Origin of the sequence: Enterococcus sp. C57 (genome assembly GCF_040887305.1) — a bacterium.
GTDB lineage: Bacteria > Bacillota > Bacilli > Lactobacillales > Enterococcaceae > Enterococcus_B > Enterococcus_B hirae.
The window spans coordinates 233,420-249,034 of the sequence record NZ_JBFOFP010000002.1; the positions used below are offsets into that span (position 1 = coordinate 233,420).

At 36.4% G+C, this 15,615-nt stretch carries 15 protein-coding genes and 1 tRNA gene; 5 read left to right on the forward strand and 11 right to left on the reverse strand.

Annotation, left to right across the window (positions count from 1 at the left end; translation table 11 throughout):
* Positions 1-273: 273 nt before the first annotated feature.
* From AB5M32_RS03010 to AB5M32_RS03050, 9 genes are all read right to left on the reverse strand, one after another.
* Positions 274-5,466 carry an LPXTG cell wall anchor domain-containing protein gene (locus AB5M32_RS03010; protein ID WP_368024299.1) on the reverse strand — a complete coding sequence of 1,731 codons (5,193 nt, stop codon included), beginning with the start codon at positions 5,464-5,466 and terminating at the stop codon, positions 274-276.
* 487 nt (positions 5,467-5,953) lie between these two features.
* The gene (locus tag AB5M32_RS03015) at positions 5,954-6,754 is read right to left on the reverse strand and encodes an Asp23/Gls24 family envelope stress response protein (protein WP_178286198.1); all 801 of its coding nucleotides are present in this window, start codon (positions 6,752-6,754) and stop codon (positions 5,954-5,956) included.
* A gap of 14 nt (positions 6,755-6,768) precedes the next feature.
* Positions 6,769-6,951: a DUF2273 domain-containing protein gene (locus AB5M32_RS03020; protein WP_010719084.1), complete on the reverse strand. Its 183-nt coding sequence runs from the start codon at positions 6,949-6,951 to the stop codon at positions 6,769-6,771.
* Between the two features lie 12 nt (positions 6,952-6,963).
* Complete coding sequence (amaP, locus tag AB5M32_RS03025) at positions 6,964-7,533, reverse strand: alkaline shock response membrane anchor protein AmaP (protein WP_034698115.1); 570 nt, start codon at positions 7,531-7,533, stop codon at positions 6,964-6,966.
* 18 nt (positions 7,534-7,551) lie between these two features.
* Complete coding sequence (locus tag AB5M32_RS03030; protein ID WP_010719082.1) at positions 7,552-8,445, reverse strand: SDR family oxidoreductase; 894 nt, start codon at positions 8,443-8,445, stop codon at positions 7,552-7,554.
* Between the two features lie 29 nt (positions 8,446-8,474).
* Complete coding sequence (locus tag AB5M32_RS03035) at positions 8,475-9,413, reverse strand: magnesium transporter CorA family protein (RefSeq protein ID WP_010719081.1); 939 nt, start codon at positions 9,411-9,413, stop codon at positions 8,475-8,477.
* 27 nt (positions 9,414-9,440) lie between these two features.
* Entirely contained in the window at positions 9,441-9,791 is a 351-nt protein-coding gene (locus AB5M32_RS03040; protein ID WP_010719080.1) for an iron-sulfur cluster biosynthesis family protein, read from the reverse strand.
* Positions 9,792-9,836: 45 nt separating this feature from the next.
* Positions 9,837-10,739, reverse strand: a complete 903-nt coding sequence (locus AB5M32_RS03045; RefSeq protein ID WP_034698121.1) for a glycosyltransferase family 8 protein — start codon at positions 10,737-10,739, stop codon at positions 9,837-9,839.
* On the reverse strand, positions 10,732-11,589 hold the full coding sequence (locus tag AB5M32_RS03050) for a glycosyltransferase family 8 protein (protein ID WP_010719078.1): 858 nt from the start codon (positions 11,587-11,589) through the stop codon (positions 10,732-10,734). The genes AB5M32_RS03045 and AB5M32_RS03050 overlap by 8 nt, the downstream gene beginning before the upstream one ends.
* A 320-nt stretch (positions 11,590-11,909) precedes the next feature.
* On the opposite strand from AB5M32_RS03050, the gene AB5M32_RS03055 reads away from it, so the two are divergent.
* Entirely contained in the window at positions 11,910-12,719 is an 810-nt protein-coding gene (locus tag AB5M32_RS03055; protein WP_010737655.1) for a Cof-type HAD-IIB family hydrolase, read from the forward strand.
* Positions 12,720-12,740: 21 nt separating this feature from the next.
* The gene (locus AB5M32_RS03060; RefSeq protein ID WP_010719076.1) at positions 12,741-13,232 is read left to right on the forward strand and encodes an isochorismatase family protein; all 492 of its coding nucleotides are present in this window, start codon (positions 12,741-12,743) and stop codon (positions 13,230-13,232) included.
* Between the two features lie 317 nt (positions 13,233-13,549).
* Here AB5M32_RS03060 and AB5M32_RS03065 read toward each other — a convergent pair.
* Positions 13,550-13,623: transfer RNA gene (locus AB5M32_RS03065), tRNA-Ile, on the reverse strand.
* A 407-nt stretch (positions 13,624-14,030) separates the two neighbouring features.
* On the opposite strand from AB5M32_RS03065, the gene AB5M32_RS03070 reads away from it, so the two are divergent.
* The 3 genes from AB5M32_RS03070 to AB5M32_RS03080 are packed head-to-tail and all read left to right on the forward strand — an operon-like array spanning position 14,031 to position 14,987.
* Entirely contained in the window at positions 14,031-14,285 is a 255-nt protein-coding gene (locus tag AB5M32_RS03070) for a hypothetical protein (RefSeq protein ID WP_010719075.1), read from the forward strand.
* Positions 14,286-14,322: 37 nt separating this feature from the next.
* Positions 14,323-14,568, forward strand: coding sequence for a helix-turn-helix domain-containing protein (locus AB5M32_RS03075; RefSeq protein WP_063627160.1), 246 nt, complete (start codon positions 14,323-14,325; stop codon positions 14,566-14,568).
* Between the two features lie 32 nt (positions 14,569-14,600).
* Positions 14,601-14,987 (forward strand): TIGR02328 family protein, encoded by a 387-nt coding sequence (locus AB5M32_RS03080; protein ID WP_053766832.1) that lies wholly within the window; start codon positions 14,601-14,603, stop codon positions 14,985-14,987.
* 276 nt (positions 14,988-15,263) lie between these two features.
* Here the strand turns inward: AB5M32_RS03080 and AB5M32_RS03085 are convergent, their stop codons facing one another.
* A complete protein-coding gene (locus AB5M32_RS03085) occupies positions 15,264-15,464 on the reverse strand; it encodes a cold-shock protein (RefSeq protein WP_010719072.1) in 201 nt (66 codons plus the stop codon).
* Positions 15,465-15,615 lie beyond the last annotated feature (151 nt).

A 15,615-nucleotide genomic window follows, 5' to 3' on the forward strand; every position in this document is an offset into this window, starting at 1 on the left:
CTTGAAACCGACATGTTCGTTTAGTTAAGCAAATATCATTTTTAACTTTGTTATAATAACTATAATTTTCGTTATACATACAGTAAAATCGTTGAAAAGCTATTTTCCAAAGCTTACCAAAGAATTTTTTTCGGATATTGATAGACGATAGCTGTTATCCTCAGAATTGTATAGAGCTTTATTTGTGCAAATGGTAAGCCCAGTGCCAAAAAAGCACTCATCAGAAGTTTTACGACAACTAATGAGTGCTTTATTTATTTCAATGGGATTATACTACTTTTTTGGTTCTTCTTTTGTTTTTTTCTTTTTCCAAAGCAAAAACATTCCTACCAAACTAATTAGCACGGTACCTAATAGAGGGAACATTGCATTTTTGGTTTCATTGGTTTTTGGTAAGTTACCACCGTTTGCTTCTTCTGTTCCTTCACCTTCCCCGTTGGTCTCTTCTTCTGTATTTCCTTCGCCTGAACTTTCTCCTAACGCTCCTGGTGTTCCTTCTTTCACTACTTCATAAGTCGCTTCAGTTTCAGTAGAAAATCCACCGTAAGAGCGGTCAACTTTGACCACTAATTTAGCGACACGATTTCCTAAACTTGAAGTATCGATTTCGGTTTCAGGATCTAATTTCACTGTATAGGCGTTTTTCGGTACTTCTTTCCCGTTGACTTTCACTTCTTTCAAGAGATCTTTAAGATCCACTTGTTTGGTATTGATGATTATTTTTGCTTCTGCCGGTGTCACGGTAAAGTCTCCAGTTGGTTCAAAGCCGTATTCGGTCACATTATAATACGCATAATTGGAACCATAGGTATAATTTTGCTCCGTTTCTTCTGCCATCAAGACATTCCCGCTTGGATCCGTATGATACACTTTGATTTGATCCCCTGCAGAAACCTTTAATGGCTCCCCACTATTGAATCGCTCAATTGCTTGAGCAATCGTTTGTGTGCCTCGCACTTCGTATTTATATTTACTAGTGTTATTTGTAAAGACTTCGATCCCATAATACACATCTGCATCGTTGGCTTCAGTGACTCGACTAGCTAAGTTCGTTCCTTCTTTTCCTTGTAACGCCTGGAGTTTCAATTGTTTTTTGTCTTTTGTTAAGCCGAAAGTACCAACGGTTTCACCTTTTTTATTTTTGAGCTGGATCGTACTCCCCCATTTGACTTCATAAGGCACTTCCACATCCGTAGAAGTGACACCATCTGCGGTAGATAATTTCACCGTTAACATCTTCGCTCCAGCGGTATTCGTATCAAATTCAGAAACTTGTTCGACATCATATAATGTCGTATCTAATTTTTGACCATTGAAAGTAACATTTTTGATCAAATCCATTCCATCAATATCACTAGCATCTTCGCCTAATGTCAATTCTTGTGAAATTGTTTCAGCTTTCATCTCAGTAATCGGTTCAAATTCTTGATTGGCTACTTGATAATAGGCATAATTTGAACCCGCTGTATAATTTTTCGTCAAATCATCTCGCATCAATAAATTATTCTTCGCCTCTGCATGATAAACTTTTACGATGTCCCCTTCTTCAATTGACAACGGCTGCCCATTATTAAACCCGTTAATGGCCTGACCCACAGTCATGTTTCCAGTCACATCATACTGGTATTTTATTTGTTCCGATAATCGAGTCGTCGGATCTAAGCCCATAATATTTTCAACGGTTACACCAGAACCTTCCTTCGGTTGATTTTCTGAACTTGCTACTACCTCGATCCGATAGTAAGTATCGCGACCAAAAACGTTATTCACGTGATTGGTTAAAACGGTGGAATCCTCCCCTTTGCTAGCTTGGATCGTCCACTCTCCGTCTTGTTCCACAATACTATAAGCGCCCACATTCTGGTCATCTAATCCTTTAAGCAAGAAGGTACTTCCCCAAACCACTTCGTAAGGAACATCCAGTTCGATATCTGCGGTCTCATCCGCTGTCGTTAGTTTTAATCTGACCTCCTTTTTGCCCACAGTTGCGGTATCTAATCCAGAAAGTTTCTCCACTGTATATTCTTCACTCGTAACAATTTCGCCATTGATCGATACTTGTGCTAACAATTGACTCAAGTCCGTCGTTTTCGTATTCTCCTTTAATGAGAATGCTTTGTTGGAGCCAACAGCTTCAATCACTGACATCGGCTCAAAACCATAGGATGTTACTCGATAGTAGGCATATTGCGACCCGTAGGTATAATCTTCTTCCATTTCATCTACCATTAACACCGAACTACCTTCTGAACGTTGAGGATGATACATTTTAACGACATCACCAGCTTGGACATTTAACGTTTGTTTCGTCCCAAAATTGTCCATTACCTGTTGGAGAGAAGCACGTCCCGGTACCTCTTGTAGATAGACAGAACGTCCATCTCGCAATACTTCAATGGAATAATAAAGTGAAGAATCGGTACTAATCGGTGCATTGAGATCGGTTTTTAATCCTTGGTTAAAGACTAATACACGATTCGTACTGGAAGTCCCAGAATGTAATGAAAAGGCTCCGGCTGATTGACCATTTTGAGCTTTCATCAAAATCGTATCGTTCCATTTAACTTCATAAGGAACCTCGATTTCTTTTGAAACGAGTCCATCTTTCGTATCAATACGCACGTTGATCGTTTGTGATCCTGCCACCGAAGTATCAAAATCACTCATTTGTTTGACTGTATATTGATTACTTCCCACTGCCGTTCCATTGATCGTAATGCTATTGATCAACTTCGCACCATCAACGTTACTACTATCTTCACCTAAGATAAATTCTTGAGCCATCGAATCAGCCGCAACCGCTAAAATTGGTTCCAAGCCATGGTCAGTGACTTCATAATAGGCATAATTGGAACCAATCGTATAGTCCTTGACTAATTCATCTTTCATTAAAAGATTTTTCCCAAGAGGATCGGCATGATACACTTTGATCACGTCGCCATTACTGACCGTCAACGGTTGCCCATTATTGAATCCCTGAATGGATTCACGAATCGACTGATTACCTGCCACTTCATAACGGAACTTGCTGGTAGCTCCTTGTAAAACTTCGATAGAATAGTAGGTATCACGCCCAAAATAATTATCCACCGGATCATTTAAGTTTGTGCCGTCCACTCCTTGAGAAGCTTGGATTTGCCATTGATTTTGATTCTTCAATAAACTAAACGCACCAACTGTCGCCTCTTTTAATCCTTTAATAACAAAAGTGTCTCCCCACTTCACTTGGTAAGAAATCTCAATGATTTCAGAAGCCAGTTTATCTTTTGTTGTGACTTTGACCCGCATATTTCGTTTACCGATCGTGCTGGTATCAAACTCATCAAGAGGTTCTACTGTATAAAATTCATTGTCCGCTACCCCACCGTTGATCCGCACATTTTTTACTAGTTCATTCAAATTCGTTTGCTTCACGTCTTCGCCTAAAACGAACGCTTTTTCCGCACTTTCTGCCGTCATGACAGGTGCTGGATCAAACCCATAAGGAGTTACGCGGTAACGAGCGATCTCCGTACCATACGTAAAATCATTTTCTTTTTCCTTAATCATCACAACCGAAGCATTAGGTGTCTTGCTTGGATATGTGATTTGGATAATATCATTCATTTGTACCGTAGTGTTGTTATTAGCATCTCCATAATCATTCATGATTTCTTGTAACGTGGCACGTTTCGGCACCTCTTGTTTGTAAATTTCATTGCCATTACGCAAGATTTCCAAATGATAATAAAGACCAAATGGATCGGTCATATCGCCAACTCCTTCATTTAAAGGAGACGCAATGCCCTGACGAATCGATAGCGTAGCTGGGGCATTATTAGAATTACTACCATCTAACGCAAAAGCTCCGGCGGAATAGCCATCAACCGAACGTATTAAGATGGTATTACCCCATAGTACGTTCACGGTAGTAGTTCCAGATCCTTTGATCATAACATTAGAATTAGGATGCTTCGCTTGCACAGTGATGCGTACTTCATGGGTACCAACCGATTGAAATTCAGTCTTGGACGATTCGTTCGCAACAAACTCAAGATCATCAATCGCTACAGGTTCCCCTAACAGTGTTGCCTCTTCAATATAGTTTTTAAACGTATTGGCTAACGTATCAGACGACTCCACCAAGGTTACGGTACGATCCTCAATCGGTTTTAATTTTAGTTGTAACTCAGGATGTGGCAGCACTCTCATGGTTATTGATTTCGTTATTTCTCGGTTATCAGAGGTTCTTACTGTAGCTTCCCACTTATGTATTCCTGCTGTCATTGTGTTTGGGTTATTAGACCATTGAAGCGTATAGGATCCTTCCGTGGTTACCTCAAAATAATCATTGACATCTGGCAAAAGAGAATATTGATAGATTTCACCTGCTTCCTTTTTTACTGTGAGCAGAGATTTAACTGTCATCGTAAATGTTAGTTCTTTTGACCGACCTGTTTCATCTTCCACTAATACCTTAACGTTTTGATTTCCTAGTTTATTTGTATCTGGTTTTGTTATCCATGTATAAGTCACTTTTCCAAGGCTATCTTTCACCTCTACATAATCTTCTGGTTTAGGCGAGCTCTTTTCTTCGACCACATGAGGACCATCTTTTACCTCTGCCTTAAGCGTTCCTTTACTTTTAGGAAAATCAACGTTAAACGTCATCGGAACATAACGAGTAGTATAAGCTACCCCATAATCATGATTGATATTACTATAAGGGAACTTACTTACTTTAAATACTTCTTTTTGAGGAATAGCTACTTTTAGTCGCGTAAAGGTAACATATAAATTATTATCTGAAGGTGCTACATAATAAAGTCCCTTAGCTTGATCAGACGTTGTAATTTTCATTTGCCAATTTCCACTTTCTGATTCACTAGTAACATAAAACAAGGCATATGTACCTCTTAAAATATTTAGAAGAGTGACTCTATAATTACTAGAGTTTTCCCAGTTCTCCCAGAAATCACTGAACTCACTAGAAATGATTTCAGCTCCATTCGTATTCCCACCTAGAAAGACGCCAGGAATTTTATAAGTAATTGTATCGCCTACTTTAAAATCATCTGTCGAATTATCTATCATATGATTCAACTTTTTAGAAAGAAATTCATTTACAGCTTTTCCAATTTCTTTTTCTGAGTCAGTAGATGCTGCTATAATGTCAGCTCCAACAGGTATTGGTAAATCAAATGTCGGATTAGCAAAACTTTCAATTGAACTTTTTATTTTATTACTTTCTGTTGAACCAGCAACTTTTTTGTCTTTCTCGGTGTTTTTTTCCTTCGTGCGTTTCTCGTCTTTTTTTACTTCTTTCTTGGTCGTAGTTTTCTTTTCATTCATTTTTGAAATTTTCTTGATATCACTACTTTCAACTGAGCTTAACATCGAAACAGCTTCAACAACTGTCCCGCTGGTTTGTCCAAGCGCTAGCGCTAATATTAATGTACTATGTAATAACTTTTTTCTGGTTTTCAATGTACTCCTCCTTTTAAGGCTATATCTTTAAATGGCAATAGAAAAGCAATGTCTGTTTTTTTATAAAAAAAATCTTTTTTTATGCCATACTGATGTTTGATTTCTTCCTTTATTTCTGCCAATGTAGTAAAGTAAAAACGTTATGTTTCTTAAGTTCTTTTTTTTTTCGATCCATTCGCCCCTTTTACGTTTATTTTTATGGAAAAACTTCAATAAAACCCTACTTCTTAAGTTTAATGGGAATCACAAGAATATGTAATGTCACTTTTTCACAATGGACAAACACTAAAAGACAGAAGATGTTTTTGTTATGTAAAACATTTTACTTACCATTAAAAAAGGAGCCTTAGCCAAAAATAGAAGAGACCGAGACAAAAAATTGTCTCGGTCTCTTCTATTGACTCTATAAATAAACTAATTTTTAGTTACTTCGCTTTCAACTACTTAGCGACTGAACGAACAGTTAATTCGTGCTTGAATCAGTTGATTATTGATTATTTTCTTTTTGTTGCTCAATTGCTGATTTGGCTTTTTCCGTTTGTTCAGATGCAAATTCTCCTGTAGCTTTTGCCGCATTTGTCAATTTATCTTGAACTGTTTCACTGTTTGCTTCATATTCTTCTTTTGTCTTAATGTCGACAACATCGACATTGACTTCAATGACATCTAGATGTGTCATTTCATGAACTTCTTTGGCAATGATTTTTTTGATTTGTTGGTAAATTTCTTCGATGTCTTTGCCGTATTCAACAACGATCTTAAGATCAACAGCGACTTGTTTTTTCCCAACTTCCGTGTCAATACCGGCTGTTACATTATCAGTGTTGACTAATTTTTCTGCCACGTTAGAGAAGAAGCCACCATCAGCTGTTAATAATCCATCCACTTTTTCTAAGGAGATGCCTATGATTTTTTGAATGACCTTATCTTCATATGTCACATCACCATTCATAGATTCACCGTTTTCCGTTGTGTTTTTTGGATCTTTTGCTGGGGCTTCTGGCTTAGGTGGTGTATGCCCTGGCATTGGAGGTTTTGGCTGATCTCCATGATGTTCTTTTGGATTACTAAAATTTTCATGTTTTCCTTGTTGTTCTGATTGTCCTTCGTTTTCTTTTTTATCATGAGCCACTTTGTTTTCAACGTTGGGTACAACCGGATCTGGATGTGCTGAAACGGGTGCTGTTTTATCTTTGGCATCATGAACACCATTTGCATTGTTCGGTGTCGTTGGATCTGGATGTGCAGATACTGGTTTGTTTTGGTTATTTGTTTTGTTGTTATCCATAATAGAATTTCCTCCTAAGATTTATGATCAAAAATTTTCGTTTGTTTTAAATACATTCCGACCGCCACGCCAATGATCGCCATAAGGATCAGCAACAAGGTTTTAAAGAATCCCACTGTGATCAATAGTACGGCGAGAATCAACCCAATTGCCCCGCAAATGATCGGAAGCTTATAAGCAGCAAAAAGTTCATTCATTTGTGCCCCTCCTTATTCCACACGAGCGTGTTCGTTTGTTTGATATTTATTGGTAGGTGCTTGGTAACCTGTATACTTCACCGACACTTTTACTTGCTCATCTGTGCCGAGTAACTGTTTCACTTCTTTTTCGATTTCATCCATCAATATTCTTGTTTTCCCGATCAATGAAGAAGTCCGTTTTAATTCACCTTTAACTGTAACTGCGATCTTATTTTTTGTGGCTTTGATATTGACCTTAGGTGAGTGAATGAATTCATCTTCATGTAAATGTGAACGAACCATACCTTCAATCGCTTTTTTGTCTAACGTTAATTCGCCGTCCCCTTTTTTCAATAAGAAGGTTCCGATCGTTTTTGGATAAAAAATGACGATCAATAATGCAATAATTAGTAGAATCGCTAAGCCGACTGCTACCCAAAAAATATATTGCTGCATATAGTAATTCGTTATTGTAAAGAAACGGAATCGTTCAAGCATCAATGGTAAAGGATAGACCGCACTGATCAAGACGACAAATAGTAGAATAGACAAAAGTAGCAGAGAAAAAATGACACCAATTGTTTTAGTCCCTTTATTCATCCTGGCACCTCCCATTTTTTATAAGTTGATAGCTTCCCCACCAGTTACACCATAAATTTGTGCAGTAACGTAGCTCGCTTTATTTGAAGCTAAGAAAACGTAAACTGGAGCTAATTCTACTGGTTGGCCGGCACGTTCAAGCAAGCTTTGTTGGCCAAATTCAGGAATAGAATCTTCCGGTTGTCCTTCGTCTAACTGTAGTGGTGTCCAAATAGGACCAGGAGCTACTCCATTAACACGAATGCCTTTTGGTGCTAATTGTTTTGCTAAGCCAATCGTAAAGTTTGCAATAGCTGCTTTCGTGGAAGCGTAATCTAAAAGATGTTCACTTGGATTGAACGCTTGAACAGAAGTAGTGTTGATAATTGCCCCTCCTGCTGGAATATGCGGAACCGCCTCTTTAACAATCGCAAACATCGCTAAGATATTCACCATGAAAGTATCTTTCACTTGTTCTAATGGAATTTCTTCAATAGCCGGGCAAGAGATTTGTTGTCCCGCATTTAATACTAATGTATCTAAGCCACCTAATTCACTGACAACTTTTTCAACGATTTCTTTAGGCGCTGTTTCGTCTCTAAGATCATATGGTAGTAAGACAACTTTTCGTCCTGCTTTTTCAATATAGGAAGCTACTTGTTTGGCATCTTCTTCTTCTCCTGGGAAAAAGTGCAAGCCGATATCTGCCCCTTCTCTTGCAAAAGCAATAGCTGCCGCGCGCCCGATCCCTGAGTCTCCGCCAGTAATCAGAACACGGCGATTTTCTAGTTGATTTGATCCTTCATAAGATTCTTCTCCACAGTCAGGAACTGGTTGCATTTCTTTTTGTAATGCTGGTGTATCCTGGTCTTGTTTAGGAAATTCCTCAGTATGGTAAAGTTTACGTGGATCAATTAATTTTGGTTCTGTCATGTGTATCCTCCTCATAGTTTGGTACTTTTTTATTTTGTATAATCTTTTCGGTAAAGATGGTAGCCTACAGCTCCTGCAACAACGATCGAGCCAAAGATAACTAATAAAAAGGCTAAGCCAGAGCTTTTACCAGGTAATCCGCCAGTATTCATCCCCCAAATCCCTGCAATCAATGCTGGAACAGAGATCACTAGTGCCGCCGAATCAAGATATTTCATTAGATGATTCAAATGATTGTCCATCATTCCATTAAAAAGATCCCCAATACTTTCTAACAAGTCACGATAGATCAAAATCATTTTTTCTGTTTGTCTTTGTCTCAATTGGATGTCATAAAGTAGACGAGCATCAGCTAATTTCTCAACAAAATCTTCTGATTGCCATAAGGTATCTAAAGTCTCTTTTTGATCTCTCAACGTATGGTCAATATAAACAATGTCCCGTTCTAAATCCGCTTGCTTATATAGTTCTTCGTTTTCCGTCGTTTTACGCGCTTCTTGATCGAGGGAATCAATCCTCTTTTTCATTTCTGTTAGTTCTTTCACGTAATGGGTATAGATGTTCAAGACAGAATATGCAATAAGTGTTTCAAAAGAATTGATCTTATTCCCATGTTTTGCTAATACTCGATCAAAAAAGTCCGTTTTTTTATCGATACAACTAATCAATAACTCATCCGAATAAATAAACGAAATAGGCATTAATCGATTCTCGATTTTCTGCTCCTGGTTGGACAAATTCAGTAGCACTAAGGAAATCGGATGGTTCAAATTCGTCCCCACAAGCTCTTCAATTCTTGAAACTTCTTCTGGTAGAGAAGTTCCAACAAAGATATCTTTTGGTAAACGATACTTTTCAATCACCTGTTCGATTTCCTTAGTGTCACTACTGTCGATCACGAGCCAATTATAGTTGTTTTTGTCTGTCGTTATTACTTTCTCTTTTCCAATAAAGTAATAGTCCAGCATGATCAATCTCCCTTTCTACAAAGGATGTTAGCTAAAGAAACAGTTGCTTAATTTAATGTTACGATCCAAGACAACAATCTCATTTTCTAAAGAGAAACTGTTTAATTGGTGGTCATATGCAAGATTCAAATGTCTACCTAAATAAGATTGCTCTAATTTAGATGTGTAGATTTCCAGAGTGGGATGTTCGATTTTATTGACGTATTTCCCAAATTCTACAAAGAAAGGAATAATCTGGAAAAAACTGCCTTTTGCACAAGCCCCTTTATCTCTTAAAAACGGATCTGAAGAATCAATCAATGCCAAAGCAATTTTTGAATCTTTTCCTACTTTTTTTGTCAATGCCTCCATCGCATGTTTTGTCATCGTGATTTCCATCATCATCATCTCCTTCAGATTATATATAAATTACGACATTTTTCCTCAGCGGCTCACTTCTGTGTTACGATTGATTCTGGCATAAAGTGGATATTTAGGAAATTTTGCAACACAACGGAAAGCTGTCATGTTTGCATATTTATCGTAGTATTTTTTAGTTGGCCCTTCAAAATCTTTACTCCATGGTTTAACATGACCAGAGAAGTGGATGATCGATGGATCTTTACGTGTTTCTTCGTATTCCTTTTCTCCTTGTGGTGTTGGATGTTTTTTCGCTTTTGCCATGATATATCCTTGAGCATTCCATTTTGGATGTAATGGAATCCAACGATCATGTAAAATTGCATTTAACGCATCTTGATCGTGGAAACGTAATTTTTCAGGATTTTCTTCAATGAATGTTAGAACTTTTTTAGTAATGTCTTGTTCTAACCATTTTTCAACATTGATGAGCATCAATCCAGAATTAAAGTAGCGTGTTGATTTTGCTGGAATCTCCATTTTTTCTAATCGTTGGTGGAAACCAGCATCTTCTACGGCGGCCAAGATCGCACCATTAAATTCAAGATCCCATAATGGTGTAACATCTTTTACGGTAATCATGTCACAGTCCATATATAAAAGACGTTCGACATTTTTCCCTCTAAATAACTCAGGAATAGCAATACGATAGTAAGCAGTTTCCGGAATACGATCACTTGTCACTACATTTTCAAAGAATTTTTTGTTGATCTTCAAGAATTCAACCTCTGTATTCATACGAGAATTCTTAACAGAGAAACGTAATAATTGTTTGCTTTCATTATCAATGTTGTCATCAATGACATAAAATCGTACAAAAACTTTTGGATCACTATTTTCTAATACTGAAACGAACAGCGCCGCTAGATGAGGCACAAATTTGGTATTACAACTTGATACGATTGCGATTTCTTTTCTTCTATTCATTTACCTCTCCCACTTTCTTTAAAACGCTATGCGCTAATTTTTTTAAATAGACATTTGTATATGGATGATCTTTTAACGTATTCCATGGTTTGTCATGCCCTGTGAAATGAACGATCGACGGCGATTCATTTCCTGCTTTGTATAATTTTTCATACGCAGCATCTGGAGCAGGATGACGTTCAAAAATCAAGGAAGTCTGCATATTCCATTTTGGTTCTAATTGCTCCCAGTCTTCATACAGAACTGCATTTAACGCATCTTGATCATGGTAAATAATTCGATCACCATTTTCTTTTAAATAATTGATTGTTTTTTCAGTGATCATTTTTTCATTCCAACGATCAATGTCGATAACCATCACGCCTGAATTAAAATAATAAGCATCTGATTCAATTCCTAACCGTTTCAAAGCTTTCGTTTGACCTGGATCGATGACAGCTCCAATCGTTTTACCATTTAATGGTTGATCATATAAATGAACGATGTCATCCAGTACTAAAATATCTGAATCTAAATAAAGCACTTTTTTATAGTCGTATTTAGCTAAGATCTTAGGTAAAGATATTCTTAAGTATGCTGTAGTAGTAATATGGTCACTTACTAGGAAATCTTCGTAGACATCTTTATCAACTGTTAAAAATTGAATCGTTGCATTGTCTGAATGTTTTTTAACCGTTTGTCTAAGTCCTTCTTTGCTATATTCAGAAATACCGTCGTCAATGACATAAAAATAAATGTGTCTTGTTTTAGTGGAGTTTTCCAGTACAGTGGCAATCATCACGCTTAAGTAAGGAGCGTAATTTTCATCTGAAGCAGTTACTACCGGAACGATACCTTGTTTCATCTCCATTAAAATCACTCCTTTTTCTAATCTTTTTCTAACCTTTTCTATATCCAGAATATGCCTCAATAAACTTTAAAGCAAAAGATATGCTTCATTTTCATTGAATAATTCATAAAAATAAACCTTTTTTATCGAATTGAAAACGTTAACTTAATCGTTTTTCTGCCTATTTATTCAATTATAGGATTTGAAATACTACCTATATATGTCTAATGAAAACTAAGAATATTTTTTGAAAAAATTCAAAAACACAAAGCATTTTATTTTTATTTTAGGAAATTCTCATTTAACCTTAGAGTAAGCAATAGATAAAGGGAGCGAATAATATGAAATTAGCAGCAATTGATTTAGATGGTACTTTACTCGATCGGAATGGAAAGATACCAAAAGAAAACATCGAGGCACTTCAAAACTTTGATCGACATGGTGGAATCGTCACGATTGCGACTGGTAGAAATAGCATCTCTGCTAAAGATGTATTTGAAGAACTTGGGATCGGCGGCTATTTGATTTCATCTAATGGTTCTTTCGTGGCAAAGATGATGAAAGGCGAGATCCTTCACGTATTGAAACGTTCTAAAATTGAGCTTGCTACCCTTAAACGGGCCTTCTTCTTAGCACAAGAGGCAAAAATATCAATTATTGCTAGTCGAGAAACTCAAGATGATCAATTAACCTTTGATGAGTCAAATTTGGTGAAAGATGATCCTTACTATCAGCATTTCAATTTACAGAACCAGACATTTGCTGAAATTACTAAGTTACTAGAAGATCCATCTGTCAGCTATTTAAAATTGGCATTAACAGATAAAGATGAATCAAAATTGCAAAAACTGCAACAAGATTTAAAAAGTGAAGGGATTGATTCCGTCTTTTCAGACCCCCATTTTTTGGAAATCACACCTAAAAACGTAACAAAGGCTCACTCATTAATCTTTTTAGCTGAGACCTTGGAAATCGATCCTCATGAGATCGTTGCCTTTGGTGATCAGGAAAATGATATTGCGATGCTAAAAGTCAGTGGAACAAGTATTGCAATGGGAAATGCACAGAAACAGGTAAAAAATATTGCGGATGAAGTAACCAAAACAAATGAAGAAGCTGGTGTAGCGTATATTATCAACAATTATTATTAAGGTTTAAGGAGGGAAACAAAATTGTTAGTAATCGTCGATATGCAAAATCATATTCTAGATCCTGAGAGTAAATATTATGTTCAGCACGCAGATAAGTTAATCAAACAAATCCACTCACGTTTAGAAGCTGCACGTAAAAAAAACGAATATATTCTTTTTACCAGAGATATACCAGTCGAACGAAAAGAGCAGGATGAAGAAGGCGAAGATTTGCAAATCATTCCTACACTTGCTCCTAAAGAAAATGAAAAAGTCGTCAAGAAATACTACTTCACGATGCCACCGGAAAGCTTACTTGAGATTAAACAAGAAGCTTTTGACCAAGATGAAAAAGAAAAGCACATTGAAGTCGTTGGTACAGAAACGAATCTCTGTGTCTTATCGAATACCATTGCTTTACAAAGCGTATTTCCAGAAGCTGATTTTTTAGTGGATACAGCTTTTGTTTCTGAAAACAAGCATGGCGATCAAGCGCTAAAACTACTCAAAGATTTTAATGTTGAGTTGAAGTAACCGAAAATAAAACGCCCACAAAATTTAACTTTGTGGGCGTTTTATTTCGTTATTTACTAAAGGCTTTTCTTTGTTCGTACTATCTATTTCCTAAAATTTGTATTGATCGTTCCCTCACTTTATGGAAAGTAACGGTTAGGATTTTTTTACTACTAAACTTCCTATAGCGTTTATAAAAAATATCAAATGAGGTTCCTCATCTCCAATAAACAATAGTTGAAACGTCAGTTATTAGTCATTTCTAAAAGCATGCAACTTTTCAAAATAAAAAAACAATGATTATCTAATCATTGTTTAAAGAAACGAGCGCTTTAATATGTACCCTGTAGGACTCGAACCTACGACCGGACGGTTATGAGCCGTCAGCTCTAACCAACTGAGCTAAGGGTACAGTAAAAATTTTAAGATATAAAAATAACTTATATCTACTATAGCATGAATAAAAATCCGAAACAAGCTTAATTAATAAAATTCCAAAAGCATTCCATAAAATAACAAATATTCTATTTGGATCAGACGATTTCCAGCTCTCCCCCTCCCTCTTCACCACAAATGCTCTATCACTTGGTATATAAATTGCTTGAATCATTTGTTTTTTCAAACACGTAGCATATTATTTGTTCTGTTACTCGGAACGTGCTATCTTGTATTTGGGTTGTTTTTTTATTCTTATGATTATTTAAGTCGTAATCACTTTTCGAAGTGTTTTCCACCTCTTAGTATAAGTGGTTGTTCGTTGTTAACCTACGACTGAAAATCAATGATTATTTAAATACGAAATCTATAGGAGTTAGTACTATGATAACATTGAGTCGACTTATTTTTTTTATTCCTACCTTAATTCTTATCCCTATTATTTGTTACTTAATCAACTGGAACAAGGAACGCCTAATTTTAGCGTTTTTTACGTTACCAGCAATCTTTTTTTCATATAAAATCTTAAATTATCAGTATTTTGAACCAGATCAATTATTCGTAGCAGAACTGATTGGTTTGATTCTAGCTTTGTTATTACCAATTGCTTATTTGGTTTATTTAAATAGAAAGCATTGATCGATGAATTTATTTGAATGACAAAAGGAGCGAATTTATGAGTATTGAAGAAGCGATTTTATTAGATACACTACGCTGTCGGCTGGATTATCTCCGAAAAAAAAAGAATTTAACCGTTAAGGAAGTGGCTGAACAAACCTCACTCCCGTTGGAAACTTATCTACAATTAGAGCAGGGAAAACGTTGTCCGAGCGCTATCGATCTGATTTTTATTGCGGATTTTTATCATGTATCTGTTGACTATTTGATCGGACGATCAGAAAAACCAGACCGCGTAAATTAAACCATCTAATCTAAATGAAAGAGAGTGAGTAAATGCGCTTATGGCATGAAGAATTAATCCCTTTGCTTCCTAGAAAACAATTATTAGGTCAACATAGAGAATGTTGTGCATTAAGAGGTAATGGTTGGGGAAGAAAGCATGCAACAGTTGATTATGTCTTCCAACATTCCCCTTACAAGCTTTATCAGTATCACCAACTTATTCTTACTGAAATGAAAAAGCGCCATTATCTTCCTTCTCCAGAATGGTCTGTCCCGGAGTACCGTGGGAAAGCCTGTGATCCTTATACTTATCTTTCTCCTCAAAAACAAACTTCACCTATTTATCCTGAGCATGACGAGGACTACCTGATGATCTGTTTAACAAACCTTAAACAAAAAGGAATTGATTTAATCCATATAAAAGCTACGGATTCTTAAAAGTTCATCAGATTTTCCTCATTTATTGATTCAAATAAGCGCAATGAATATGAGAGTATGAACCTTTTCTCACTCTCATATTCATTATATTAGGATTCATTTAAACTGTCTGACTGACACATTCATTCGTCGATCACGATTCTTCGCTATTGAATAGGGAGAGGCCCGTATCCCTTCCTCAATAGTATTCACTTGAGCGGCAGAGCAGCATTTTTCTTTACTAAGAAAAAACAAAAAAACTACTCTAATGAAAGAGTAGTTTTTATTATGACAGTATTAACCTTTTACGATGTTTACTGCTTGAGGGCCACGTTGACCGTCTTCAATATCAAAAGTCACTGCTTGACCTTCGTCTAATGTTTTGAAACCGTCACCTTGGATAGCTGAGAAATGTGCAAAAACATCATTTCCATCTTCAGCAGTGATAAATCCAAAACCTTTGTCTGCGTTAAACCATTTTACTGTACCGTTATTCATATATATTTCCTCCTAATACGTATCAACGTACGATTTTATTGCAATAAATTATTGATAGGCAAAAGGAGTCATAAACTAAAATAGTTAGCTCAAATTACGTTTCAAAATAGATTACTTACTTAATATAGCATAGATAAATGAGAAACACAAG

What these genes read in the sequence shown, in the direction of transcription:
- AB5M32_RS03050 (WP_010719078.1), bottom strand. Translation starts at nt 11,589, where the DNA reads ATGGAGATGAAACAAGGTATCGTTCCGGTAGTAACTGCTTCAGATGAA.
- AB5M32_RS03030 (WP_010719082.1), bottom strand. Translation starts at nt 8,445, where the DNA reads ATGACAGAACCAAAATTAATTGATCCACGTAAACTTTACCATACTGAG.
- AB5M32_RS03075 (WP_063627160.1), top strand. Translation starts at nt 14,323, where the DNA reads ATGAGTATTGAAGAAGCGATTTTATTAGATACACTACGCTGTCGGCTG.
- AB5M32_RS03020 (WP_010719084.1), bottom strand. Translation starts at nt 6,951, where the DNA reads ATGAATGAACTTTTTGCTGCTTATAAGCTTCCGATCATTTGCGGGGCA.
- AB5M32_RS03040 (WP_010719080.1), bottom strand. Translation starts at nt 9,791, where the DNA reads ATGGAAATCACGATGACAAAACATGCGATGGAGGCATTGACAAAAAAA.
- AB5M32_RS03070 (WP_010719075.1), top strand. Translation starts at nt 14,031, where the DNA reads ATGATAACATTGAGTCGACTTATTTTTTTTATTCCTACCTTAATTCTT.
- AB5M32_RS03045 (WP_034698121.1), bottom strand. Translation starts at nt 10,739, where the DNA reads ATGAATAGAAGAAAAGAAATCGCAATCGTATCAAGTTGTAATACCAAA.
- amaP (WP_034698115.1), bottom strand. Translation starts at nt 7,533, where the DNA reads ATGAATAAAGGGACTAAAACAATTGGTGTCATTTTTTCTCTGCTACTT.
- AB5M32_RS03085 (WP_010719072.1), bottom strand. Translation starts at nt 15,464, where the DNA reads ATGAATAACGGTACAGTAAAATGGTTTAACGCAGACAAAGGTTTTGGA.
- AB5M32_RS03035 (WP_010719081.1), bottom strand. Translation starts at nt 9,413, where the DNA reads ATGCTGGACTATTACTTTATTGGAAAAGAGAAAGTAATAACGACAGAC.
- AB5M32_RS03080 (WP_053766832.1), top strand. Translation starts at nt 14,601, where the DNA reads ATGCGCTTATGGCATGAAGAATTAATCCCTTTGCTTCCTAGAAAACAA.
- AB5M32_RS03055 (WP_010737655.1), top strand. Translation starts at nt 11,910, where the DNA reads ATGAAATTAGCAGCAATTGATTTAGATGGTACTTTACTCGATCGGAAT.
- AB5M32_RS03015 (WP_178286198.1), bottom strand. Translation starts at nt 6,754, where the DNA reads ATGGATAACAACAAAACAAATAACCAAAACAAACCAGTATCTGCACAT.